The sequence below is a fragment of the Stenotrophomonas sp. GW821-FHT09E08 genome (assembly GCF_059416125.1).
In genome coordinates this window covers 1-24,217 of the sequence record NZ_JBWKOO010000012.1, presented here as the reverse complement: position 1 = coordinate 24,217, position 24,217 = coordinate 1, and the positions used below count along the sequence as shown (strand labels likewise).

Here is a 24,217-nt window from a genome sequence, read left to right as displayed (position 1 = left end):
GTGCCATGACCGAGCAAGCTCCTATGAAGCACGTTGCCATGTTCACCAAAGTCCTGATCGCCAATCGTGGTGAGATCGCCTGCCGCGTCATCGCGACCTGCCACCGCCTGGGCATCGCCACGGTGGCGGTGTATTCCGATGCCGACCGCAACGCGCGCCACGTGCGCCTGGCCGACGAGGCCATCCACATCGGCCCGGCCGCAGCGCGCGAAAGCTACCTGCGCGGCGACGTGTTGCTGGACGCCGCACGCCGCAGCGGTGCGCAGGCGATCCATCCCGGCTACGGCTTCCTGTCCGAGAACGCCGATTTCGCAGATGCCTGTGCCGCCGCCGGCATCACCTTCATCGGCCCGCCGGCCACCGCGATCCGCGCGATGGGCGACAAGAGCGCGGCCAAGGCGCTGATGGCCAAGGCCGGTGTACCGCTGACGCCGGGTTACCACGGCGACCAGCAGGAACCGGACTTCCTGCGCACGCAGGCCGACGGCATCGGCTACCCGGTGCTGATCAAGGCCAGCGCCGGTGGCGGTGGCAAGGGCATGCGCAAGGTTGATCGCAGCGAGGACTTCGTCGATGCACTGGCCAGCTGCCAGCGTGAGGCGGCATCGGCGTTCGGTAACGACCACGTACTGGTCGAGAAGTACGTCGAGCGTCCGCGCCATATCGAGATCCAGGTGTTCGGCGACAGCCACGGCGATGCGGTCTATCTGTTCGAGCGCGACTGCTCGGTGCAGCGCCGCCACCAGAAGGTGCTGGAAGAAGCGCCCGCACCGGGCATGAGCGCCGAACGCCGCGCCGCGATGGGCAAGGCCGCGGTCGATGCCGCGCGCGCGGTGGGCTACGTGGGCGCGGGCACGGTGGAGTTCATTGCCGGCCCGGACGGCGATTTCTATTTCATGGAAATGAACACCCGCCTGCAGGTCGAGCACCCGGTCACCGAATACATCACTGGCACCGATCTGGTGGAGTGGCAGCTGCGCGTGGCCTCGGGCCAACCGCTCCCGCTGCGCCAGGAGCAGCTGGCCATCCATGGCCATGCGATCGAAGCGCGCCTGTACGCCGAGGACGCCGACCGTGGCTTCCTGCCCTCCACCGGCACCCTGCGCCGCCTGCGCCTGCCGATTCCGTCGGCCCATGTGCGCGTGGATACCGGCGTGGAGGAAGGCGACAGCATCACCCCGTACTACGATCCGATGATCGCCAAGCTGATCGTCTGGGACGTCGATCGCGAGGCGGCCCTGCGCCGCATGAGCCAGGCCCTGGCCGACTGCCAGGTGGTGGGCGTGACCACCAATGCCGGCTTCCTGCGTCGGCTGGTGAACACCGATTCGTTCGCGCACGCGAAGCTGGATACCGCGCTGATCGAACGCGAACAGGCGGCATTGAACGCGTTCGGCGACAGCGACGATGCGCTGTGGCAGCTGGCAGCGGTTGCCGCTGTGGCCACTACCGCGCGCGCCGGCAGCGATGCGCGCGACCCGCATTCGCCGTGGCAGGCGCAGGATGGCTGGCGTCTTGGTGCCTCCGCCCCGCGCGTGCTGCCGCTGCAGCAGGGCGAACGCACGCACACGCTGAAGGTATGGGCGCAGGCCGATGGCTGGCGTGTGCAGAGTGATGACGCAGCACCGGTGCAGATGATCGGTGCGGCCGATGCACAGGGCCTGACGGTACAGCTGGGTGAGCGTCGCTGGACGTTGCAGCTGCTGCGCGAGGGCGACCAGCTGTACCTGTTCGGCGCCGATGGCCAGCACCGCTTCACCCTGCATGATCCGGTGGGCGAATCGGACACTGCCGTGGCCGACGCCGGCAGCCTGCTGGCCCCGATGCCGGGCAAGATCGTGGCCACGCTGGTCGCGGCCGGTACCGAGGTCAAGCGCGGTACGCCGCTGGTGGTGCTGGAGGCGATGAAGATGGAGCACACCCTGCAGGCACCGGCCGATGGCACGGTGAAGGGCTACCGCGCCAAGGCCGGCGACCAGGTAGGTGATGGCACGGTGCTGGTGGACTTCGAGGCGGCGTGAACGATGACGCGCCGGGCCCTAGGGCCCGGCTGCGTCGGCATCCCCCGCGCGTGGGTCCGAACGTGGCCACACGTGGCCATCCGGGTCCAGCTCCGCGGTGGTCTTTGTGCCACTGCGCCAGCCCAGCCCGCAGATCGCCAACGCACCTTCGGCCATCGGCTGCAGGCCAAATGCACGCCCGGCCTCGGCTTCGTTGATGGCCGCTGTAACAAAAGCGCCCAGGCCCAGTGCGGTGGCCGACGCATACAGTGCCTGTGAAACATGGCCGGCATCCAGCGTGACGGCACGGTAGGCCTTGGCATGGTTCCGATACTTCCAGAAGTTGCGCTCGAAGCGGCACACCAGCACCAGCAGCACGTGTGCATCGGCGAACCAATGCTGCCCGGCCAGCAAGCGCTGGCACAGCGACTCCAGGTCCTGTGGCTGTGCCGACAGCCGGCCGAGCTCGTGCGCCACCGCATGGTAGTGATACAGCCCCGGAGCCATTCCCTCCACGTTGCGTACCAGTAAGTAGGCCTCCAGCGGATGCAGGCTGCCGGCTGAAGGCACGTTCTTCTTCAGGAATCGGACACCTGGATCGGTTTCCACCTCGGCCTGTGCCATCAGCACCTGTTGCAGCACGCGGGCCAGCAGTGGCAACGGCAGCGCACGCCCGGTATCGAAGTTGCGGCAGGTAGCCCGTGCCTGCAGCTGCGGCTGCATCCGATCATCCTCGTAGCAAGGCAGTGCCTGCGCGCCATGTATACGCGGAGGTGCCTCGGGCGGCGGACTGCCGTAGCTGCGCACCAGATCGCGTGCGGTCACCAGCTGGTGCTGCTCCATGTCCTGCACGCTGTCCACCTCGTCCCAGCACGACTGCTGGTAGTGCAGCGCCGACAATGGCCACCAGTGACTGTCGCGTACCTGCTGCTCGATTGCCAAGGCCTGCGCGTGGGCAGGATCATCGCTGACCAGCAACCCCAGTTCCAGCAGCGTCAGGACATCAGCGCGCGCCTGCGGATCCGAAGGAAGCGGCTGCCATTGCTCTGCACTGCACTGAAGCAGCCACATGCAGCTTGCTGCATCGATCACACGCGGTTCCCGCAGGTGCGCGGCACGGACCTGCAGCGAACGCTCGAAATCAACGCCGGTACCGCCACCCAGTACGCCAGCCAGGTCGAACCTGGGGCGCTCGATCGGCTCCACCATCATCATCAGGCAACGGCGGAAATTCATGTGGATCTGTCATCCCAGGGCCTGCATGGCCGACGATGATAGCGCGCGGCCCGCAGGCGGCCATCAACTCCCCTGTACGGCAGCCGATACTTGTACTTTCCACCTTCTGGTAGTGCCCCATGTCTGCATCCCCCCTCTCCGCCGACGTCGTCCAGCAGCTGCTGGAGCGCCTGTCCCACGACGATGACTTCCGCGTAGCCTTCAGTGCCGACCCGGGCAAGGCCCTGCTGGCGCTGGGTGCCGACGAAGCTACCGTGCATGCCTGCCGCGCGCCGCTGGCGACGCTGGGGGGCAAGCAGGAGTTCGCCGAGGCGGCCTCGCGCATGAGCAGCCTGCTGAGCGCACGCGCGGCCTTCAACGTGCCGTTCCTGTTCGAGGACGGCCTGCCCGGCCTGAAGCACGATTGATCGATCAGGGTGCGACCGGCGCGCCTGTGCCAGCGGCGAGAGTTGTGCCCTTCTGGAGGGCAAGCCGCTGTGCGTCCATGACGTTCAGCGGCAGCAGCGCGTAGTCGCCGATGCTTTCGGCGAAGGCCAGGCCCGCATGACGCTGCAGCCAATGCGCCTGCCGAACGGCAGCATCGTGGTCGCCGCGAGCACGCAACAGGTCCAGCTGCAACACCCGCCACTGGAACAGGCTTGCATCGGGTCGCTGGGCCAGCAGTGACTGCGCATGCGCCAACTTGCCCTGGTCGAATGCGATACGCGCCTGCAGCAGGTTCCACAGTTCGCGCAGGCGAGGATCACCATCCCGTTCCGGCAGGGCCTGCAGCGCGTCCTGCCGATTGGCCACCACGGACGCCTGTCCGGCACGTACGGCATGGTAGGCCGTCGCCAAGGCAATGAATGCGTTGCGGCGCGCGGGCGCCGGCTGACTGCGATCGATGGCCGCCAATGCCCGGTCCAGTACCTGCTGGTACTGCTGTTCCACAGCCGGGGCACCGGCTTGTCCGCGCCAAGCCAGTGCCTGCAGGGCCAGGATGTCGCACATGCCGCCGCGAGTTCTGCATTGCGACGCCAGCTGTTGCATGTCAGCGGCCGCCTCCGTCCTGCGGTCCTGCATGGCCAGCACCGCCGCGCGCTCCATGCGCGTGCCAAGCCCGAGCGGTGCCATGGCTTCGAAACTGGCGTTGGCTGCAGCGAAATCACCGGTCAGTGCTGCCAGCACCGGCTCCATGCCATCGCCATTCCAGCCCGGATGCAGCCGGGCGCCCCGCAGCGCGGCATCTGCGGCGCCCGTCTCTCCGCGTGCCAGCTGGATCCGTGCGACGAACGCCAGCACCAATGCACGACGCGAGTGCTGGCGGCCAAGCAATGGCTGGGCAGCTGCCAGGGCGCCGTCATAGTCCCCCTGCGCGAACAGCATCAGCGCGTAGTTCATCCAGCCGGCCGGGTCGTCCGGGTACAACTCGGTCAGCATGCGCCATTTGTCAGCGATGCGTGCAGGCGGTGCACCTTCGAAATCGGCCGCCCAGGCATCGAGATAGAGCTGGTCGCGCGCGGTCAGGTGCGTACGCTGGCTGACCGCCTTGTGGTACAGCGCCGCGGCCTGCTCCAGGTTGCCCTTGGCGTGCTGGATGTTCATCTGCCCGACGTAGGCGAAGGCAAAGGCAGGATCCAGCCGGGTTGCCTGCTCGAAGAACATCAACGCATCGTCGTAGCGCGCGGCAGCCGTTGCATCCACGCCCTTGGCATACGCATGCAGTGCGTCCAGATTGGCGGTAGCCACGGTAGGCAACGGTCGCTGGTCAGCGCCGACGTCACGAAGCGCTTCGCCAAGGTCGGTACGCAACGCCGCAACCACGTGATCGGTCGAGGCGAGGATGGAGTCCAGCCCGCGGCCGTCGGCAAAGCGCGTGTAAACGGTCTGTCCACTACGCGGATCCACGACTTCGACACTGACCCGCACTTTGCCGTTGAGCTCCAGCACGCTGGGGATCAATACCGCACGAACTCCGTCACGCAGCGCGACCTCGATGGCCAGCCTGCGGTCCAGCCGCGCCTGCGGAGGGCGCTGCATCAGCTGCAGCGTGTCACGCACCTTCAGCTCGCTGAGGATGTTGACGAAGCGCGACTGCCCCAGGCTGATATACAGCGCCTGCTCCAGGCTGCTGTCCAGCTGCGGATAAGCCGTGGCGTTGTGCACCGCCGCCACGATCACCCAATCGCGTTCGGCGAAGGCGATGGCCGGTGCCGGCCGAAACAGTGTCCACAGCACTCCGCATAGCGCCAGCATGAGCGCCGCCTCGGTCACCAGCGCGGCTGGGCGACGCCACAGCGGCAGATCCCGCCACGCTTTTTCGCCCGAGCGCGGGCGACGTAGCGGGGCGCTGCCACGCAGTCCCACCTCGAAGACTTCCTGGCGTTCGCCGATGCCCTTGAAGCGCCAGCAGCCGTGATCCTTCCAGCGCAGCTCATCGGCCGCCCAGGGCAGTTCGCTGGCTGCCCGACGCGCCATCTGTTCGGCAGCCGAAGACAGCAGGACCTGTCCAGGCCACGCCAGCTGCATCAGGCGCGCAGCCATGGGCTTGGCCAGGCCTTCCACCTCCACCGGCTTTGCGCCGTGAGCAACGGCCTCGGCACTGTTGTTCCACAGCAGCACGTCACCCACGTGCAGGCCGGCGCGTGCACGCAGGACGACGCCACGTTCGCGCCCCAGTGCATCAACAGCGTTCTGGTAGGAAAGGGCAAAGCCGATGCCATCGATGGGACGTTCGAACAGGATGAACAATCCGTCAGAGCGATCGATCAGCTGGCCGTTCCAGCGCTGCTGCAGGCCCAGCACCAGACGGTCATGCTGCTGGAACAGCTCAGCGGCGGCAACGTCACCGATCCGCTCGACCAGCTGCAGCGAATCGCACAGATCGGTGAACAGCAGGGTCCGCACTTGCGAACTCTGCATCGGGAGGAAATCCGGAATGCCGTCCATTGCCACCTCTGCTGCTCATTGTCCGTTTTCGGAGTCGCCGCCCCAGCGCAGGCAGTTGCCGCCATCGCGCTTGGCCTGGTACAGCGCACGATCCGCACAGGCATACCACTCGCTCCAGCCTGCCTCCGGCACCAGCAGGCTGGCACCGATGCTGACCAGGCTGACATGCGGCGTGCCATGACTGCGTTCGAGCAGGCCATGCACCGCGCTGAGGATGAACTCGGCCGCGTGCTGCACGATCTCATGGTTGCCACGGCGCAGGATCAGGCAGAACTCATCGCCGCCGAGGCGGCAGGCCAGGTCCTGCTCACCGGCCATCGAGCGCAGGATGTTGCCCATGCTCTGCAGCACTCGGTCGCCGGCCTGGTGGCCGTGACGATCATTGATCTGCTTGAAGCGGTCGCAGTCGATCAGCAGCAGTGCCTGCGGCAACCCGTCACCATCGGCGCGGCACTCCTGCAGGTACAGGGTGAGGCCGCGACGGTTGTGCAGCCCGGTCAGTTCATCGGTACGCACCAGTTCACGGGTGTGGGTCAACTGGTGTGTGGTGATGTACAGGTTGTCCAGCGCGGTTTCCAGATCGTGGTTGCGCCGGCGCAGCTGGCTGATCAGGGCCTGCTCGTTGGTCAGCACGCGCATGATCGTGCGGCGCAGGAAGTAGGCGACCAGGCCGGGATCGGATTCCACCAGGCGATGGAAGTCAGCCGGGCCCAGCTCCAGCACTTCACAGTCGGCCAGCGCGCGTGCACTGGCGCTGCGCAGGTGATCGCCGACCAGTAGGCCAAGCTCACCGAAGAACTCATGCTGGCCGAGCGTCTTGATCACCAGGTCCTCGCCGAAGTCCAGTTCGATCTGGCCCTGGAGGATCACATACATCCGTTCGCCGCGATGGCCACGCTGGAACAACCACTGTCCGGCATGAAGCTTGCATGGGCGGGCAAATCTGGCAAACAATGCAACCTCGGCAGCGGAAAGCAGCGCGTGCACGATCTCGGCCATCGCCACCCGGGCGATACCTGACGTCACATCACTGTTCTCGGCCGCACCCCTGCCGGTCATTCCCTGCACCCGCCGCCAGCGTCCCCTGGTGAGCCGCGGAGCATAGCACCGCTTTAAAGTGTGCGCCCTATCTCATTTTTAATGCCCCGGCGATCTTGCCTGATGTGAGGATGCGTGGTGGCCGTTCTGGTCACGGGTGTCCGGGCAAAAGTCCTGCTGGATCAACCCGATGGCACTCTTCACAGGCTTTCGGCCAAGTTGCCGGTACGCGGGGGTGCGCCTGATTGACGCTGCTTGCTGACCACGCCTTTGCATCGATACAACAACGCCGGCAGGTCCCCCGACCGGCCGGCGTTGTCTGGCCCTTCCCTGGCCACCCTGATCGCCAGGAGTCCCGGTAGTGCCGGCCGTTGGCCGGCAACCCACCGATGTTCCCGCAGTCCACATTGTTGCCGGCCAGCCGCCGGCACTACCGCATCACGCCGCGCGTTCGCTGCGCCCGCCGTGGAACTGCTCTTCCTCGGTCGAGCCGGTCAGCGCGGTTGTCGACGACTGGCCCTGCTGGATCGCCTGGGTCACCGCATCGAAGTAGCCGGTGCCGACCTCACGCTGGTGCTTGACTGCGGTGAAGCCGCGCTCGGCCGCTTCGAACTCGGCTTCCTGCAGTTCCACGAACGCGCTCATCTGCCGACGCGCGTAGCCATGGGCCAGGTTGAACATCCCGTAGTTCAGCGCGTGGAAACCGGCCAGGGTGATGAACTGGAACTTGTAGCCGTAGCTGCCCAGTTCACGCTGGAACTTGGCGATGGTGGCGTCATCCAGGTTCTTCTTCCAGTTGAAGCTGGGCGAGCAGTTGTAGGCCAGCAGCTTGCCTGGGAACTTCGCATGGATTGCCTCCGCGAATTTCCGAGCGAATTCCAGATCCGGCTTGCCGGTCTCGCACCACACCAGGTCGGCATAGGGCGCATAGGCCAGGCCGCGGCTGATCGCCTGGTCCAGGCCATTGCGGGTCTTGTAGAAGCCCTCGACGGTGCGTTCGCCGGTAGCGAAGGGCTTGTCGTTGCCGTCGATGTCGCTGGTCAGCAGATCGGCAGCCTCGGCATCGGTACGCGCCACCAGCAGGGTCGGCACGCCCAGCACGTCCGCGGCCAGGCGCGCAGCGTTGAGCTTTTCTATCGCCTCGCGGGTCGGCACCAGCACCTTGCCGCCCATGTGGCCGCACTTCTTCACCGAGGCCAGCTGATCTTCGAAGTGCACGCCAGCGGCGCCGGCTTCGATCATCGCCTTCATCAGCTCGAACGCATTGAGCACGCCACCGAAACCGGCTTCGGCATCGGCCACGATCGGCTGCAGGAAGTCGATGTCGTCCTTGCCCTCAGCGTGGTGCAGCTGGTCGGCGCGCAGCAGCGTGTTGTTGATGCGCTTGACCACCGCCGGCACCGAATCGGCCGGGTACAGCGACTGGTCCGGATACATCTGACCGGCCAGGTTGGCGTCGGCCGCCACCTGCCAACCGGACAGGTAGATCGCCTTCAGGCCCGCCTTGACCTGCTGCATGGCCTGGTTGCCGGTCAGTGCACCCAGCGCGTTGACGAACTCGCGCTCATGCAGCGACGCCCACAGCTTCTCCGCACCCAGGCGGGCCAGCGAGTGCTCGATGTGGACGGTGCCGCGCAGGCGCACCACGTCGGCGGCGCTGTAGTTGCGCTGGATGCCTTCCCAGCGCGGGTTGGTATCCCAGTCGTGCTGGATCTGTTCGGCAGTGGGCAGCTTGCTCATGTCTTTCTCCAGTTCGGTTCGTGCGTGCAGCGGGGAGGGAAACGGCGGGATACGCGGGCGGCGATCAGTCGATGCGCGCGTAGGCCGGCAGGGTCAGGAAATCGGTCAGTTCTTCGCTGCGGCTCAGTTCGCCGAGCAGGGCGATGGCCTCGCTGATGCGCGCGCCACCGGGCAACGCAGCGGTATCGCCCAGCCGTGCCGGCAGCTGCGAAAGTGTGGAATCCAGCAGCGCCGGGTCGATCGCGGTGCCATCGTCCAGCTGCTGGCCCGGCGTATGCAGCCACTGCCACAGCTGGCTGCGGCTGATCTCGGCGGTGGCCGCGTCCTCCATCAGGTGATGGATCGGCACGCAGCCGTTGCCATCCAGCCAGGCGGCCAGGTAGCGCACGCAGACTTCCACGTTGCCTTCGAATCCGGCGCGGGTGATGGTGCCGGGCGGCCGTGCGATCAGTTCGTCACGGCCTGCGCGCACATCCTGGCGCAGCACGCTGTGCTGGTTCGCACCGGGCATGTGCTCATCGAAGATCGCCATCGCCACCGGAATCAGCGCCGGGTGCGCGACCCAGGTGCCGTCATGGCCTGCGCTGACTTCGCGCAGTTTGTCGGCGCGCACCCGGGCCATCGCCTGTTCGTTGGCGGCGGCATCGTTGTTGATCGGAATCTGCGCGGCCATGCCGCCCATCGCATGCGCGCCGCGGCGATGGCAGGTCTGGATCAGCAGTTCCGAATACGCCTTCAGGAACGGCTGCGTCATGGTCACCTGGCCGCGTTCGGGCAACACGCGGTCGGCGTGGCGGCGGAAGGTCTTCAGGTACGAGAAGATGTAGTCCCAGCGCCCGCAGTTCAGGCCGACGATGCGATCACGCAGCGCGTGCAGGATCTCGTCCATCTCGAACACCGCCGGCAGCGTTTCGATCAGCACGGTCACTTTGATCTGGCCGTGCGGCAGGCCGAGCATGCCTTCGATGTGCGACAGCGCGGTCTCCCACAGCGCGGCCTCTTCCATGCTCTGCAGCTTGGGCAGGTAGAAGTACGGGCCGCGATCCTTGGCCTGCAGGGTGCGGGCGTTGTGGAAGGCGAACACCGCCGCATCGAACAGGCCGCCGGCGAGGAACTGGCCATCCACGCGCACATGCTTTTCGTCCAGGTGCCAGCCGCGCGGACGCACGATCAGCACCGCCTGCTCCTCATAGGGGCGCAGCGCGTAGTGCTTGCCATTGGGTGCGGTGTACTGCAGGTCGCCGCGCACCGCAGCGGCCAGCGACTGCTGGCCGGCCAGCAGGTTGCGCCAGGTCGGCGAGGTCGAATCCTCGAAGTCGGCCATGAACACCTTGGCGCCGGAGTTCAGCGCATTGATGACCATCTTCGGGTCGGTCGGGCCGGTGATCTCGACGCGACGGTCCTGCAGTGCGGCCGGCAGCGGCGCCACGGTCCAGTCCCCGCTGCGGATCGCGGTGGTGTCCTGGCGGAAGTCCGGCAGGCCGCCCTGGTCGAAGAATGCCTGGCGCTCGCGGCGCGCCTGCAGCCGTGCCTGCCGGCCCGGTTCCACCGCACGGTGCAGCGACACCAGCAGGGCCAGCAGCTGCGCCGGCAGCAGCGTGTCCTGGCCGGCCACGCGGGTCGCCAGGGCGATGCCGGGGGTGGCCTTGCTGGCGGGGGTGGGAACAGCGGAAGCGACGGCGGACATGGGGCGACTCCAGCGGTGGGGGAACGTCTCCACGGTGCCGCCGGGGCCGAGTATTTGGCAAAACAGTTTTTGCAATGTTCTACATAAATTGTGCTAATACTTGTGACACGATGAGCACACGCCCCCCGCCAAGCCCTCGTTTTTCCTACAAATCCGACCGGCTGAAGCCGCTGCGCGCGTTCTGCCAGACCGTACGCCTGGGCTCAGTCTCACGGGCCGCTGAGGCACTTTTCGTCAGCCAGCCGGCCATCAGCCTGCAGTTGCAGGCGCTGGAACGGGAGCTGGGGGTGCCGTTGTTCGAGCGCAGCGGGCGCCGTCTGGTGCCCAGCCGCGAGGGCCAGCTGCTGTACGAAATGGCACAGCCGCTGGTGGAGAACCTGGACGGGCTGGAGGCGCGTTTCCGCGACAAGGTGCGTGGCCTGGACGCGGGCGAGCTGAACATCGCCGCCAACAGCTCAACCATCCTGTACCTGCTGCCGAAGATCGTCGAACGCTTCCGCCTGCATCATCCGGACGTGCGCCTGACCCTGCACAACGCGATCAGCGCCGACGGCACCGACCTGCTGCGCGAGGACGCGGCCGACCTGGCGATCGGTTCGATGACCGATGTGCCGGCCGACCTCAGCTACGCCCCGGCCTACCGCTTCGAGCAGGTGCTGATCGCGCCGCATGACCATCCGCTGGCCAGTGGCGGCGAGCTGGAGCTGGCCGACATCGCGCGCTATCCGCTGGTGCTGCCGCCGAAGCGGCAGATCACCTACCGCCTGGTGGACCAGGTGTTCCAGCGCCACCGCATCGCCTACACCGTGGCGCTGGAGGTGGGCGGCTGGGAGGTGATCAAGCAGTACGTGGCGATGGGCATGGGCATTTCCATCGTGCCGGCGCTGTGCCTGAACGAGGCTGACCGAGAGCGGTTGGCGGCGCGTTCGATGAAACGCTGGTTCCCCGAACGCAGTTACGGGGTGATCGTGCGGCGTGGCAAGGTGTTGTCGGCGCAGGCGCGGGCGTTCATCGAGCTGATCCAGCCGGAGTTGTTCAGTCCGCGCGACTACGACCAGAGCGGGCATTCGGAACGGTGAGGGTGTGCGGCAGGGCTGCGCCCTGCACCTGCCGAATCAACGGCAACGGCAGAGGCAACGGCAACGTCAAAGGCAACAGCGGGGATTCCGTGGGATGGCGGGGCGGTGTGGCCTGCTCTTGGTGGGTGTCGACCTTGGTCGACACGGTTGGTCCACGCCATGCGTGGATGACGATTCCCGGCGTCGGGCTGGATAGACTGCACCCATGTCCATCGAACTCCGCCACCTGCGCTACTTCCTCGCCGTTGCCGATACGCTGCATTTCGGACAGGCGGCGGAGCGGCTGGGTATGTCGCAGCCGCCGCTCAGCCAGCAGATCCGCCAGCTGGAGGACCTGATCGGTGCGCGCCTGTTCGTGCGCAGCCATCGTCGTGTACAGCTGACGCCTGCCGGTGAGCTGCTGCAGGAACGTGCACGCGCCATCGTGCAGCAGGTGGAAACGGCGGTGGATGAGGTGCAGCGCGCGCAGCGCGGTGAGCAGGGTGAGTTGCGCATCGGCCTGACCCGGGCCACGCCGCTGTCACCGCAGATTCCGCGTTCGATCCTGCGCTACCGCCAGCAGTACCCGCAGGTGCGACTGCAGCTGAGCGAGATGAACACCCTGCAGCAGATCGATGCGCTGCTCGATGGCAGCCTGGACGTGGGCATCATCCGCAAGCGCGCGTTGCCGCCGGAGCTGGTGGCCCACAGCCTGTTCGTCGATCCGCTGGCGTTGATCGTGCATGCCGACCACCCTGCCCTGCGCAGGCTGTCGAAGCAGGGCACGCTGTCGCTGCGCGACTTGGCGCAGGAACCGTTCGTGGCATTCCGGCGCAGCGCCGGCGCCGGCATCCATGACCACATGATCGCGTTGTGTGCCGCCGCCGGCTTCACTCCACGCATCGTGCAGGAGGCCGGTGAGGCTTCGACGCTGATCAGTCTGGCCGCCGCCGGGCTGGGTGCGGCAATCCTGCCGTCGTCGTGCGACCACATCCGCGTGGAGGGTGCACGCTTCGTGGCGCTTGCAGACGCCGGCGCGCATTCGGAGGTGCAGCTGGCGTGGCATCGCGAGGGGGTGACGCCGTTGATCCGCAATTTTGCTGGGCTGCTGCGCGGGGCGTTCGCGGAGGGGTGATGCGGTCGACCATGCAGCTTTGGTAGATGCCAACCTTGGTTGGCCTCCCTGCCAGAGCGCCGACCAAGGTCGGCATCTACCAGAGCAGCGACGCGCTCAAGTGGAGCGCGCGTTGGGTCACGCCGTCACCGGCTGCGGGGTGCGCTGCTGCAGCGCCCAGACGATGCCACCACCGATCAAAGTCAGCACGGCAGCGAACAGGCACACGCCCAGCCAGTCCCAGGCCGCATAGGCCAGGCCGCCGACTCCGCCCAGTACACTGGATCCGAGGTAGTAGGCAAACAGGTACAGCGCCGAGGCTTCCGCGCGCATCGCACCGGCACGGCTGCCAACCCAGCTGCTGGCCACCGAGTGGCCACCGAAGAAGCCGAAGGTCACCAGCGCGATGCCCAGCGCCATCGTGCTCAGCCATGGCATCGCCAGCAGCACGATGCCGGCACCGATCAGTGCGAACGAGATCGACAGGATGCGGCCGCGTCCGTAGCGCGTGGCCTGCTGCCCCATCCATGCCGAACTGAAGGTACCCACCAGATACACGCTGAAGATCAGTCCGACCACGGTCTGGCTGAGGTGGTACGGCGGCGCCAGCAGGTGGTAGCCCAGGTAGTTGTAGAGGGTGACGAACACACCCATCAGCACGAACGAGGTAGCGAACAGCCACGGCAGGCCCGGGTCGGCGAACAGCGTGCGCCAGCGCGACGGCAACTGGCGCAGGCCATCACGGCGGGGATGGAAGTGGCGCGACGGCGGCAGCTGCAGCCACAGCAGCACGGTGCTGGCCACTGCGATGATCGAGACCACACCGATGCCCCAGCGCCAGCCCCAGTGGTCAGCGATGATGCCGGCCAGCAGGCGCCCGCTCATGCCACCAATGGCATTGCCGCCGATGTACAGGCCCATCGCCAGGCCCAGCGCGCGGCTGTCCATTTCCTCGACCAGGTAGGTCATCGCCACTGCCGGCACGCCGCTCAGCGCCAGGCCAAGCAGGGTGCGCAGCACCAGCAGCGTGGTCCAGTCGTCCACCAGCGCAGTGCTCAGCGACAGCATGGCCGAGGCTAGCAACGCAGCGATCATCAACGGGCGACGGCCGACCGCGTCGGACAGCAGGCCGGCCAGCAGCATTGCCACCGCCAGCGTGCCGGTGGTCAGCGACAGCGACATCGCGCTGCCGGCGGCGGACACGCCGAAGTGGCGGCTGAACTCGGGCAGCAGCGGCTGCACCGTGTACAGCAGGCCGAAGGTGGAGAAGCCGGCCAGGAACAGCGCCAGCGCGGTGCGGCGGAAAGCCGGTGTGCCCTGCTGGATGCGGGTCTCGGCGTCGGAGTCGACGGTGTGTAGGCGGTGCTCGACGGCCGCCGTGGTTTCGCCAGTCATGGAATCGAAGGGCCGGTGGGGACGGCCGGGCGTGGGAGGGAACGGGCCTCAGACTAGGCCCGCCCATCCAGTCGATCCATAACCTGATAGGTCAGGATTGATACACAGGAAGTATCAATTCAGCTTACAGGCGCTGCCACTCGAAGCCAGCGCCTCGGCGGTAATACACCGCCACGGCGCGGCCGTAGACCTTGTCGGCGTCGACAAAGCCGAAGAAGCGGCCATCGAAGCTGTTGCCACGGTGGTCACCCAGCACCAGCACCTTGCCGTCCGGCACCACCAGGTCAGCGATGTCCGGGCCGCCGCCCATATCCAGGTCGAGGCTGGCATGGCGCTCGCCGAAGGCTTCCACGTCCTGCAGGTCGGCGATCTGAAGCGGCTGACCGTTGATGCTCAGATGGCCTTCGCGCAGCTGCACATGATCACCGGCCACTGCAGCCACGCGCTTGATCAGGCGGGTGCCGTCGGCCGGCGAGTCGAATACCGCCACTTCGCCGCGCTGCGGGGTGCCGGTCGCCATCAGTTCCTTTCCGGTAAACGGCAGGCGCAGGCCATAGGCGCGCATGTCCACCACCACCCGGTCGCCGGGCTGCAGGGTCGGCTGCATCGAGCCGCTGGGCACCACGTAGTGGTTGGCGAGGGTATCGCGGGCGGCGGCGAGCAGGCCGAGCATCACCAGCAGCGGCAGCGCCTCCTTCTTCAACCAGGCCAGTGCGCGTTCGGAAAAGGGAGGGCGGGCAACAGCATCCATGACAGGCTCCGGGTGATTGGTAGCTGCATCAGACCACATCCGGGCGCAGGAGGTTCCGTTAGCGCCGGGCCACGCCCGGCGAGCGCGCAGCGTGGCCGTTCCAACACGCCGCCGGGCATGGCCCCGCGCTACCGATGCACGGGTTACGCAGGTTTTACGCCCCGACCCGGCCGCGGGCATCGCACCTTTACGGGCAGCACGCGCATCGTGTGCCCACCGCGCCGCAGGGCGCATTCCGCAAGGTGTTGTATGACCCTCCTGGTGATCCGCCACGCGTCTTCGTCGGCGCCGCACCCGCAGCTGCCGGCGCAGCTGGCCGGCCATCGCGTGCTGTGCAGCGACTGCGCCAGCCTGTCCGAAGTGCGCCAGTGCCTGTGCCAGCCGCAGGCGCGCTCGGCCGACTGGGTGCTGCTGGATGTCGGCGTGGCCGACGAGGCGCAATGGCAGGCCGAGGGCGGCGCGCTGCAGGCGGCGCTGGAACGGTTGCCGGCGCAGTACATCGAGCTGCAGTCCCCCAGCGAACCCGGCCTGGATGCGCGCCTGCGCCTGCAGCACGGTCCCGCCGCAGTGGTGGTCGACCAGCGCAGCCAGCAGGCCGGTTACCCGTTGTCGCTGGCCATCGTTGGCCGCCGTCTGGCGCAGGAGGGCTGAGCCATGTCGATCTTCATCATCCGCGGCCCGGAAGCGGCCGGTGCATTGATCCGCACGGCAATGCCGCTGCCGGCGCCGGTACTGAAGTCGTTGGTGCATCGCGCGATCGACGCCGGCACCAGCGTCGCGATCCGTGCCTGCGGTTCGGAACAGGAACTGCTGGATGCCCTGCGCGTGGCCGATCACAGCCGCGGCGAGGTGACCCTGCTTGACCCGGGTGCGTGTGCCAACAGCCTGCGTCTGCAGCGGCTGCTGCCTTACCTGCACAACGCCTACGTGGAAGTGCATGACGACGGCGCGGTGGCAGAGCCGTGCCTGCCGGCCGGTGTCGGCCAGCGCCTGGGCATCGCCGCGGGGTATGGCGCGCAGAGTTATGTGCTGGCGCTGGACATCGCGCTGGACCACCTGGGGTTGGCCGAGCAGGCGAACCGGGTGCATGTAGGGACGTGATGGCCGGGCTGCGCCCGGCACCCGGGGGTAGTGCCGGCCGCTGGCCGGCAACCTCAACAACAACAGCAACAGCGGAGGCTGGCATTGCTTGGGATGGTGGGGTGGGTGTCGACCTTGGTCGACACATGGATCCACGCCATGCGTGGATGAGCGACACAACGAAAAACGGCGGGGTTGCCCCCGCCGTTCTTTCTTTCGTACTTCAGGCCGCGCTTACTTCAGGCCGCGGAACTTCAGCAGCGGCTCCACCGACGGGTCCTTGCCGCGGAAATCGCGGTACAGGGTCGACAGCTCCACGCTGTTGCCGCGCGAGAGGATCTTGTCGCGGAATTCCTGGCCATTGGCGGCGGTCAGGCCACCGTGTTCGGTGAACCACTGGTAGGCGTCATGGTCCAGCACTTCGGCCCAGAAGTAGGCGTAGTAACCGGCCGAATAACCACCACCCCAGATGTGGTCGAAGTAGGTGGTGCGGTAACGCGGCGGCACCTGAGGCAGGTCGACCTTGAACTTCTTCAGTGCGCTGGCTTCAAACGCACCGACATCCTGCAGCGGCGCATCGGCCTTCTGCGTGTGCCAGGCCAGGTCCAGCAGCGCGGCCGACAGGTACTCGGTGGTCGCATAGCCCTGGTTGAAGCTGCGTGCCTTGAGGATCTTGTCGACCAGTTCCTGCGGCATCGCCTCGCCGGTCTTGTAGTGCTTGGCGTAGTTGGCAAACACCTTCGGATCCAGCGCCCAGTGCTCGTTGAACTGCGACGGGAACTCGACGAAGTCACGCGAAGTGGCGGTGCCGGCGATCGACGGGTATTTCACGTTCGAGAACATGCCGTGCAGCGCATGGCCGAACTCATGGAACATCGTGGTGACGTCGTCGAAGCTGATCAGCGCAGGCTGGCCGTCGGCCGGCTTGGTGAAGTTGCAGACGTTGTAGACCACCGGCTTGGCACCGGTCAGGCCGTCCTGTTCGACGAACACGTCCATCCATGCGCCGCCGGACTTGGTGTCACGCTTGAAGTAGTCGGTGTAGAACAGGGCCAGCGAAGTGCCGTCCTTGTCGAACACTTCGTATACCTTCATGTCCGGGTTGTAGGTCGGAATGTCGGTACGCGGCTTGAAGGTGATGCCGTACAGCTGGGTGGCGGCGTAGAAGACGCCGTTCTGCAGCACGTTGTCCAGTTCGAAGTACGGCTTGATCTGCGACTCGTCCAGATCGTACTTGGCCTTGCGCACCTGTTCGGCGTAGAAATCCCAGTCCGAAGCAGCGACCTGGAAACCACCCTTCTGCGCGTCGATCACCTTCTGGATCTCGCCGGCTTCGGCACGCGCCTTGGCCGTCGCGGCCGGCACGGTGTCGGTCAGCAGCTTGAGCGCAGCGGCCGGGGTCTTGGCCATCTGGTCGCCCAGCTGGTAGTCGGCGAAGGTGTCGAAGCCGAGCAGCTTGGCCTTCTGCGCACGCAGCTGTGCCAGGCGCTGTACGGTCTGCCGGGTGTCGTTGGCATCGCCACGCTCTGCGCGGGTTTCCGAAGCCTTCAGCACCGCGGCGCGCTGGTCACGATCGGTCAGCGAACCGAGCACCGGCTGCTGGGTGGTGTTCTGCAGCGGCAGCAGGAACTTGCCATCCAGCTTGCGGTCCTTGGCGGCAGACGCAGCGTTGTTGATCGCATTGTCGTCCAGGCCGGCCAGCTTGGCCTTGTCGTCGACGACCACGGCGGCAGCGGCGGTAGCGGCCACCAGGCGGGTGTGGAACTGGGTGGAGAGGGTGGTCTCTTCCACGTTGAGCTTGCGCAGGCTCGCCTTGTCGGCGTCGGACAGCTGGGCACCGGCGCGCACCAGGCCGTCGTAGTAATGCTCGACCAGGCGCTTCTGCACCGGGTCCAGTTCCAGCGTGTCACGCTGGTCGTACAGCGACTTCACACGCGCGAACAGCTTCGGGTCGAGGTTGATCTCGTCCTGGTGCGCGGCCAGCTTCGGTGCGATGTCTTCCTGGATCTTCTGGCGCGCTTCGGTGCCGTCGGCCTGGACCAGGCCGAAGAAGATGCGCGACACGCGGTTCAGGGTCTCGCCGCTGCGCTCCATCGCCACCAGCGTGTTGTCGAAGGTGGCCGGCTCAGGGTTGTCGGCGATCTTGCGGACATCAGCCAGGTGCTGGCGCATCCCTTCTTCGAAGGCCGGCAGGTAGTCGCTGTCCTTGATCTTGTCGAACTGCGGGGCCTGGAACGGCAGCGTGCTGGCGCTCAGCAGCGGGTTGGTGGAGGCTTCGGCCGGCTGCTGGGCCGGGGCTTTCTGGGCATCGGACACGGGGGTGGACTCCTTGCCGGAACAGGCCGCCAGCGCCAGGCTGATGGCGGCGGCCAGGACTACGGTACGCGACATGTAAAACGCTCCTTGGGCAGACGGTATGGGATACCAGCCGTCCACCCTACTCCTGTCGCGCACGCCCGGCATGTGCCGGACGTGGCGTCTAGGCAGCGGCGCGCGGCCGGCTCAGACCGTGCCGCGGGTCTTGCCGATCCAGGGCCGGTAGAACTCGCGGATCGCCGCCATGTCGGCTGCGTCGTCTCCGCTGGGATGGAACACCGGGCCGATGCCGATGATCTTTTCCGGGTAATGGAAATACGCCGCCAGAACCGGCACATCAGCCATCCGCGCGATCTTCAGGAAACCGGCCTTCCAGTCCTTCACCGCCTTGCGCGTGCCTTCCGGGGTGATGGCAAACCACATCTTCTCGTTGTTGCGCAGCAGGTCCACCGCCTGGCCCACCGTGCCCTGCGGCGAACTGCGGTCCAGCGGGATCACGCCCAGCTTGTGCAACAGGGGGCCCAGTGGCCACCAGAACAGCGAGGCCTTGCCCAGCACCTTGACCTTCATGCCCAGTGCGATCTTGGCCGCCATACCCCACAGGCCATCCCAGTTGGACGAATGCGGGGCGATGATGAAGACCAGCTTCGGGATGTCGGGCAGGGTGCCGGTAACCTTCCAGCCGCCCATGCGCAGCGTGCAGCGCGCCAGCCAGCGCAGGAAGCGGTTGGGTTTGACCTGCGGCATGTTCGGCGGAATGGCCGGCAGCAACGGCGTCGGGTTGTTCAAGCAATCACTCCCAGTCACGTGATGAGCGCCCGCGCTTGACCTGCGCGCGCCCGCGTTTGGCGTCCAGACGACGCAGTTTCGACCCGAGGGTCGGCTTGGTGGCCTTGCGTGGCTTGGGCACGTGCAGCCCGGCCTGGATGAAGGCCGCCAGCCGATCGCGCGCATCCTCGCGATTGCGATCCTGGGTACGGAATCGTTGCGCGTCGATGACCAGCACGCCTTCGCCGGTCATGCGCCGGTCGCGCCGCGCCAGCAAGCGTTCGCGCAACGGTTCGGGCAACGAGGGCGAGCCGGCCACATCGAAACGCAGTTCCACCGCGGTGGAAACCTTGTTGACGTTCTGGCCACCGGCACCACTGGCACGCACGAACCGCTCGACGATCTCGCCGTCGGGGATTTCAAGCTGCGCGCTGATGGTGACCGGTCCACTGCCCATCCGCGCATTGTAGCGGCAGCCACGCGATGGAGTACGTCATTGCGCACCGTATGCCGCCGATCAGGTACCGAACACGCCGCCTTCGCCTCGGCTGCCGGTATGCTGGCCGTCCCATGTACTGCAGGAAGCCCCGCATGACCCGCACCACACCCGCCCTGCCGTCCCTGCTGCGCCGCGCCGCCCTGCTGCTGGCGCTGGCCGTGGCCAGCATTCCGGCACTGGCCGCCCCGCCGACCGATGGCGACATCAACCGCCTGCTGTCAGCCTCGCGCGCGCAGAGCATGATCGACACCATGCTGCCGCAGATCGAGGCGATGCAGCAGCAGCAGTTCCAGCAGGTGGCCGCGCAGCGCCAGCTCAACGCCCAGCAGCAGGAGCAGCTGAAGCGGATCCAGGCGCGGACCAGCCAGACCCTGCGCCAGGCCCTGTCGTGGCAGCAGCTGCGGCCGATGTACGTGGACCTGTACAAGAAGACGTTCAGCAAGGAAGACGTGCTGGCGATGGCCGAGTTCTACGAGAGCGCGGCCGGCCAGAGCCTGCTGGACAAGACCCCGGCCCTGATGCAGAACGTGATGGTGGCGATCCAGGCCCGCATGCAGCCGTTGTTCGCGGACCTGCAGAAGGACCTGGAAGCGATCGTCAACGAGCCGGAAAAGAAGTGAGGTAGTGCCGGCCGCTGGCCGGCTCCCCAGTACATCTGGAATCGCGTAGCTGCCGGCCAGCGGCCGGCACTACCGTCAAGCGGTATCCACCTGCCAGCCGAACAGGTCCAGCGCCTTCTGGAACCCGCCGTCCAACGGCGCACGCACGTCCACCGTGCCACCGTCCGGATGCGGGAAGCGCAGGCGCTCGGCGTGCAGCAGCATGCGGTGTACGCCCTGCATGCGGAAGATGCGGTTGTGCCGACCATCACCGTGGCTGGTGTCGCCGATCATGTGGTGCGACAGGTGCTTGAGGTGCCGGCGGATCTGCCGGAAACGCCCGGTCTGCGGCTGGCAGCGCAGCAATGCATAGCGCGAACTGGTGAACTCTCCGATCGGCACTGACAGCTCGCCGGTGGCCAGGCGCTGGAAGTCGGTCACTGCCGGCTTCTTCACCGGCTTGCCCGGGCCACCGTCGAGGTCGTGGTCGACCCGCCAGGACAACTCGGCCGGCCAGCCACGGCAGACCGTCAGGTAGTCCTTGGCCACTTCACCGCCCATCAGCGCCTTGCCCAGCGTGCTGGCGGTCTCGCGGTCGAAAGCCAGCAGCAGACAGCCGCTCGTCGCCCGGTCCAGGCGATGCACGAGGAAGATCGGGCGACCCAGCTGCTCGCGCAGGCGGTCGGCCAGGAAGTCGTCTTCGCCACGGGCCAGTTTGCTGTCGTGGACCATCAGCCCGGCAGGCTTGTTGACCACGGCCAGGCGCTCATCCAGGTACAGCAGCTGCAGGGGCGCGGTGTCGGTCTCGACCGCGGCGAGGGTATCGGGTTCGGTGCTCACCGCGGGATTATACGGGTGCCCTGATCGGGGTCAGATGCGCCGGTCAGGCGTTGCGCACGGCCAGCAACTCGCCGTTGCCCACCGGCACCAGACTGGTGCTGAAGTCCGGATCAGCATCCAGCAGCACGCGCAGCGGTTGCATCTCTTCCGCATGCGAGGTGGCGTTGTCCACCACCAGCAGGCCACCGGGGCGCAGCACGCGGCGCAGCTGCGGCCACCAGCCGGCGTACTGCCCGCGGTCCGAATCGAGGAACAGCAGGTCGATGCAGGCATCGGCGGCCTGCGCCAGCCAGAGCCCGGCATCGCCATGGACCAGGCTGATGCGATCACCCAGGCCACTCCGTGCAAACGTGGCTCGCGCCATCGCCACCTTGTCGTCGGCGTACTCCAGCGTGGTCACGTGGCCGCCGATGGCGGCGGCGGCCTCGGCCAGCCACAGCGTGGAATAGCCGTTGGACGTACCGATTTCCAGCACCCGGTGAGTGTTGCCGAATCGCACCAGAACCGACAGGAACTCACCGGTGTCAGGCGTGATGTTGAGCATGCGTCGGCCGCGCTCGCTTTCGCGTGCGTCGTTGTCGGCGCCGAAGCGGACCAGCTCGTCCTTGAGCGCTTTCAGCACGGGGCCTACTTCCACCACGCGCGCAGCAGCGCGACCGCACCGACCGCACCGGACAGCCAGCTCCACATCGGCAGGTCACCCCAGTACCAGCCCGGTGGCTGCACCACATACATCAGTGCGGCGATGGCCAGCAGGCCGACACCGGTGATCGCACCCACCGCGCGCTTCTGCAGGCGCTGCACGCTGGCATCCAGTGCGGCCAGGTCGCGCGAACGCATCGACAGTTCGTGGCGTCCTTCCACCTGCTGGGTCAGCCAGGCGTGTACCAGGCGCGGCATGTCCGGCGCGTGGGTCATGATTTCCGGCAGCCGCTTGCCGATCTCGCGCACCACGCGGCGCGGGCTGTAGCGCTCGCGCAGGATCTTCGCCAGCACCGGCTTGGCCACCGCCCAGATGTCGATCTGCGGGTCGAGCTGGCGGCCGACGCCTTCGATGTTCAGCAGGGTCTTCTGCAGCAGGATCAGCTGCGGCTGCAGGGTCAGCTGGTAACGCTGGGCCACGCGGAACAGCTTCATCAGCACTTCGGCCAGCGAGATCTGCGACAGCGGCCGGGTGAAGTACGGCTCGCACACCGAACGCACGGCGGCCTCGAGATCATCGATGCGCACGTTGTCCGGCATCCAGCGCGCCTGCACGTGCAGTTCGGCGATGCGGCGGTAATCGCGGTTGAAGATGGCCATGAAGTTCTCGGCCAGGTAGTACTGATCTTCCTGGGAGAGCTGGCCCATGATGCCGAAGTCCAGCGCGATGAAGCGCGGGTTGGCGCGGCGCGACGGATCGGTGTCGACCCAAATGTTGCCGGCATGCGCGTCGGCATGGAAGAAGTTGTCGCGGAACACCTGGGTGTAGAACACCCGCACCCCCTTGGCAGCCAGTGCCTTGCGGTCGATGCCCGCCTTGTCCAGTGCAGCAATGTCATCGGAGGGGATGCCCCACACGCGCTCCAGGGTCAGCGCGCGCTCGGCGGTGTGGCTCCAGATCACTTCCGGCACGTACAGGTCGTCGCTGTTTTCCCAGAAGCGGCGCAGCACGCTGGCATTGGCGCCTTCGCGCTGCAGGTCCAGCTCGGCGGACAGGGTGTTTTCGACTTCGGCCACCACTTCGCGCGGACGGATCTTGTCGGCGCGCGGATGGGTGCGCTCGACCAGGGCAGCCAGCGAATTGAGCAACGCGATATCGGCGTCGATCTGCTTCTCGATGCCCGGGCGCAGCACCTTGACCACCACCTGGCGGCCATCGGCCAGCGTGGCCGCGTGCACCTGTGCGATCGACGCCGAGGCCAGCGGCTCGGTGTCGAAGCTGGCGAAGGCCTCGCTGACCGGCAGGCCGAGCGCTTCTTCGACGATGCGGCGTGCGGTCTCGCCATCGAACGGCTTGACGCGGTCCTGCAGCAGGGTCAATTCATTGGCCACGTCCGGCGGCACCAGGTCGCGGCGGGTGGACAGGATCTGGCCGAACTTGACGAAGATCGGGCCGAGATCCTGCAGTGCCAGGCGCAGGCGTGCACCGCGCGACTGAGCAGCGATGTCGGCCGAAGCGCGCGGCACGAACGGCTTGGCCAGGCGCAGCCAGCGCTCGGCGGGGGTGCCCTGCAGCAGGTCGTCCAGGCGGTAGCGCAGGATCACCCGGCCAATGCGGCTGGCGCGCAGCACAGCCTTCATGCGGCACCCCGCAGGCGCTGTACGCGCGCGCCGAGACGTTCGACGTCATCGCGCAGCACGTCCACATCATCATGGAAGGCATCCAGCTCAGCGCGCGGCACCACGTCGCGCGATTCCTCGGTGATGAATTCGGCGGCGCTGTGGGCCAGGTCGATCGCGCCCTGCCGCGCGTGCTGCAGAGCGCTGCGCAGGGTGTTGGCAACCTGCACGCCCAGCACCTCGCCGAACACGCTGACGAAGGGCTGTTGCCAGTCCGGATCGAAGCCCTTGGCGAGCTGCTGCAGGCGGCGCGCCAGTTCGGCATCGCCGGCCACGCGCACGCGGCCCTTGCCGTTGTTGTCGGCACGCCGTGCACTGGCCAGCAACGGCAGCTGCGCGAGCACGCCGGCCAGGCTGCTGCGCACGGCCAGATCGGCTTCCTGTGCGTCCACTGGACCGACCCGCAGCTGGTCGCCATCGACACTGATGCGCATCGCCAGAGAGGGCGCTTCCAGGGTCAGGTCGATATGCCGGCCATCCAGGCTGGCCAGCGCGTGGCGGGTATCCGGATCCAGCGCCAGCGCGCGGTTCAGGGCGATCTGCAGGGCGCGGCCGGCGACCGGCTTGAGGGACTTGAGCAGGGAGAGAGCCATGTGTGCATTCTACCTGCGTGGGTGGGGGGCTTGGGCCGGGCTGCTGCCCGGCACCCGCAGAGGCACCGGCGAGAGCAACAGCAACGGCAACGTCAAACGCTGGCTTCCCGTGGGGAGGCGGGGTGGTGTGGGTTTACGGGGACGCCGTGAACCCGTCCATGGGGGCTTGGTCGCCGCTTGCTCGTGTGCGCTGTCCTGCGCACACGGCAAGACCGGGGTTGGGCGTCCTGCCCAACCCGCCCGAGGCATGCCT

At 67.0% G+C, this 24,217-nt stretch carries 21 protein-coding genes; 7 read left to right on the top strand and 14 right to left on the bottom strand.

Going from position 1 to position 24,217, the window contains the following annotated elements; translation table 11 throughout:
* The first annotated feature begins 5 nt into the window (after positions 1-5).
* Complete coding sequence (locus AC07M7_RS14920) at positions 6-2,021, top strand: acetyl/propionyl/methylcrotonyl-CoA carboxylase subunit alpha (protein WP_495207748.1); 2,016 nt, start codon at positions 6-8, stop codon at positions 2,019-2,021.
* 18 nt (positions 2,022-2,039) lie between these two features.
* Here the strand turns inward: AC07M7_RS14920 and AC07M7_RS14915 are convergent, their stop codons facing one another.
* Entirely contained in the window at positions 2,040-3,236 is a 1,197-nt protein-coding gene (locus AC07M7_RS14915) for a putative peptide maturation dehydrogenase (protein ID WP_495207747.1), read from the bottom strand.
* A 119-nt stretch (positions 3,237-3,355) separates the two neighbouring features.
* Here AC07M7_RS14915 and AC07M7_RS14910 point away from each other — a divergent pair, with 119 nt between their 5' ends.
* A complete protein-coding gene (locus AC07M7_RS14910) occupies positions 3,356-3,643 on the top strand; it encodes an NHLP-related RiPP peptide (RefSeq protein WP_136639972.1) in 288 nt (95 codons plus the stop codon).
* A 4-nt stretch (positions 3,644-3,647) separates the two neighbouring features.
* On the opposite strand, the gene AC07M7_RS14905 is transcribed toward AC07M7_RS14910, so the two are convergent.
* From AC07M7_RS14905 to aceB, 4 genes are all read right to left on the bottom strand, one after another.
* Entirely contained in the window at positions 3,648-6,137 is a 2,490-nt protein-coding gene (locus tag AC07M7_RS14905) for a putative peptide modification system cyclase (RefSeq protein ID WP_495207746.1), read from the bottom strand.
* A 42-nt stretch (positions 6,138-6,179) separates the two neighbouring features.
* On the bottom strand, positions 6,180-7,223 hold the full coding sequence (locus AC07M7_RS14900) for a GGDEF domain-containing protein (RefSeq protein ID WP_046984329.1): 1,044 nt from the start codon (positions 7,221-7,223) through the stop codon (positions 6,180-6,182).
* A 417-nt stretch (positions 7,224-7,640) separates the two neighbouring features.
* Positions 7,641-8,942 (bottom strand): isocitrate lyase, encoded by a 1,302-nt coding sequence (gene aceA, locus AC07M7_RS14895; RefSeq protein ID WP_004153647.1) that lies wholly within the window; start codon positions 8,940-8,942, stop codon positions 7,641-7,643.
* A gap of 64 nt (positions 8,943-9,006) precedes the next feature.
* Entirely contained in the window at positions 9,007-10,629 is a 1,623-nt protein-coding gene (aceB, locus tag AC07M7_RS14890; protein ID WP_495207745.1) for a malate synthase A, read from the bottom strand.
* 110 nt (positions 10,630-10,739) lie between these two features.
* On the opposite strand from aceB, the gene AC07M7_RS14885 reads away from it, so the two are divergent.
* Together AC07M7_RS14885 and AC07M7_RS14880 are read left to right on the top strand one after the other, a co-directional pair.
* Complete coding sequence (locus tag AC07M7_RS14885) at positions 10,740-11,708, top strand: LysR family transcriptional regulator (protein ID WP_495207744.1); 969 nt, start codon at positions 10,740-10,742, stop codon at positions 11,706-11,708.
* 205 nt (positions 11,709-11,913) lie between these two features.
* Positions 11,914-12,822, top strand: coding sequence for a LysR family transcriptional regulator (locus tag AC07M7_RS14880; protein WP_495207743.1), 909 nt, complete (start codon positions 11,914-11,916; stop codon positions 12,820-12,822).
* Between the two features lie 117 nt (positions 12,823-12,939).
* On the opposite strand, the gene AC07M7_RS14875 is transcribed toward AC07M7_RS14880, so the two are convergent.
* A complete protein-coding gene (locus tag AC07M7_RS14875) occupies positions 12,940-14,196 on the bottom strand; it encodes an MFS transporter (protein WP_430767122.1) in 1,257 nt (418 codons plus the stop codon).
* A gap of 124 nt (positions 14,197-14,320) precedes the next feature.
* Positions 14,321-14,947 (bottom strand): signal peptidase I, encoded by a 627-nt coding sequence (gene lepB / locus AC07M7_RS14870; RefSeq protein WP_495207742.1) that lies wholly within the window; start codon positions 14,945-14,947, stop codon positions 14,321-14,323.
* A 249-nt stretch (positions 14,948-15,196) separates the two neighbouring features.
* On the opposite strand from lepB, the gene AC07M7_RS14865 reads away from it, so the two are divergent.
* Both AC07M7_RS14865 and AC07M7_RS14860 read left to right on the top strand, forming a co-directional pair.
* Complete coding sequence (locus tag AC07M7_RS14865; RefSeq protein ID WP_495207741.1) at positions 15,197-15,598, top strand: hypothetical protein; 402 nt, start codon at positions 15,197-15,199, stop codon at positions 15,596-15,598.
* Positions 15,599-15,601: 3 nt separating this feature from the next.
* Positions 15,602-16,048, top strand: a complete 447-nt coding sequence (locus tag AC07M7_RS14860) for a 3-dehydroquinate dehydratase (protein ID WP_004153636.1) — start codon at positions 15,602-15,604, stop codon at positions 16,046-16,048.
* Between the two features lie 213 nt (positions 16,049-16,261).
* Here the strand turns inward: AC07M7_RS14860 and dcp are convergent, their stop codons facing one another.
* The 3 genes from dcp to arfB form a co-directional block, all read right to left on the bottom strand.
* Complete coding sequence (gene dcp / locus AC07M7_RS14855) at positions 16,262-18,418, bottom strand: peptidyl-dipeptidase Dcp (RefSeq protein ID WP_046985334.1); 2,157 nt, start codon at positions 18,416-18,418, stop codon at positions 16,262-16,264.
* Between the two features lie 111 nt (positions 18,419-18,529).
* Complete coding sequence (locus AC07M7_RS14850; protein WP_012509731.1) at positions 18,530-19,132, bottom strand: lysophospholipid acyltransferase family protein; 603 nt, start codon at positions 19,130-19,132, stop codon at positions 18,530-18,532.
* 4 nt (positions 19,133-19,136) lie between these two features.
* Positions 19,137-19,568, bottom strand: coding sequence for an alternative ribosome rescue aminoacyl-tRNA hydrolase ArfB (gene arfB, locus AC07M7_RS14845; protein WP_004135621.1), 432 nt, complete (start codon positions 19,566-19,568; stop codon positions 19,137-19,139).
* A gap of 134 nt (positions 19,569-19,702) precedes the next feature.
* Between arfB and AC07M7_RS14840 the strand changes: the two genes are divergently transcribed.
* Positions 19,703-20,230, top strand: a complete 528-nt coding sequence (locus AC07M7_RS14840) for a DUF2059 domain-containing protein (protein ID WP_046985336.1) — start codon at positions 19,703-19,705, stop codon at positions 20,228-20,230.
* A gap of 75 nt (positions 20,231-20,305) precedes the next feature.
* On the opposite strand, the gene AC07M7_RS14835 is transcribed toward AC07M7_RS14840, so the two are convergent.
* From AC07M7_RS14835 to AC07M7_RS14820, 4 genes are read right to left on the bottom strand one after another with little or no spacing between them, the layout of a single operon-like run.
* Positions 20,306-21,049 carry a pseudouridine synthase gene (locus tag AC07M7_RS14835; RefSeq protein WP_136640064.1) on the bottom strand — a complete coding sequence of 248 codons (744 nt, stop codon included), beginning with the start codon at positions 21,047-21,049 and terminating at the stop codon, positions 20,306-20,308.
* Positions 21,050-21,092: 43 nt separating this feature from the next.
* On the bottom strand, positions 21,093-21,671 hold the full coding sequence (locus AC07M7_RS14830) for an O-methyltransferase (protein ID WP_046985338.1): 579 nt from the start codon (positions 21,669-21,671) through the stop codon (positions 21,093-21,095).
* Between the two features lie 5 nt (positions 21,672-21,676).
* Positions 21,677-23,332 carry a ubiquinone biosynthesis regulatory protein kinase UbiB gene (gene ubiB / locus AC07M7_RS14825; RefSeq protein ID WP_253079464.1) on the bottom strand — a complete coding sequence of 552 codons (1,656 nt, stop codon included), beginning with the start codon at positions 23,330-23,332 and terminating at the stop codon, positions 21,677-21,679.
* The gene (locus tag AC07M7_RS14820) at positions 23,329-23,964 is read right to left on the bottom strand and encodes a ubiquinone biosynthesis accessory factor UbiJ (protein WP_046985340.1); all 636 of its coding nucleotides are present in this window, start codon (positions 23,962-23,964) and stop codon (positions 23,329-23,331) included. Before AC07M7_RS14820 ends, ubiB begins: the two co-directional genes overlap by 4 nt.
* Positions 23,965-24,217 lie beyond the last annotated feature (253 nt).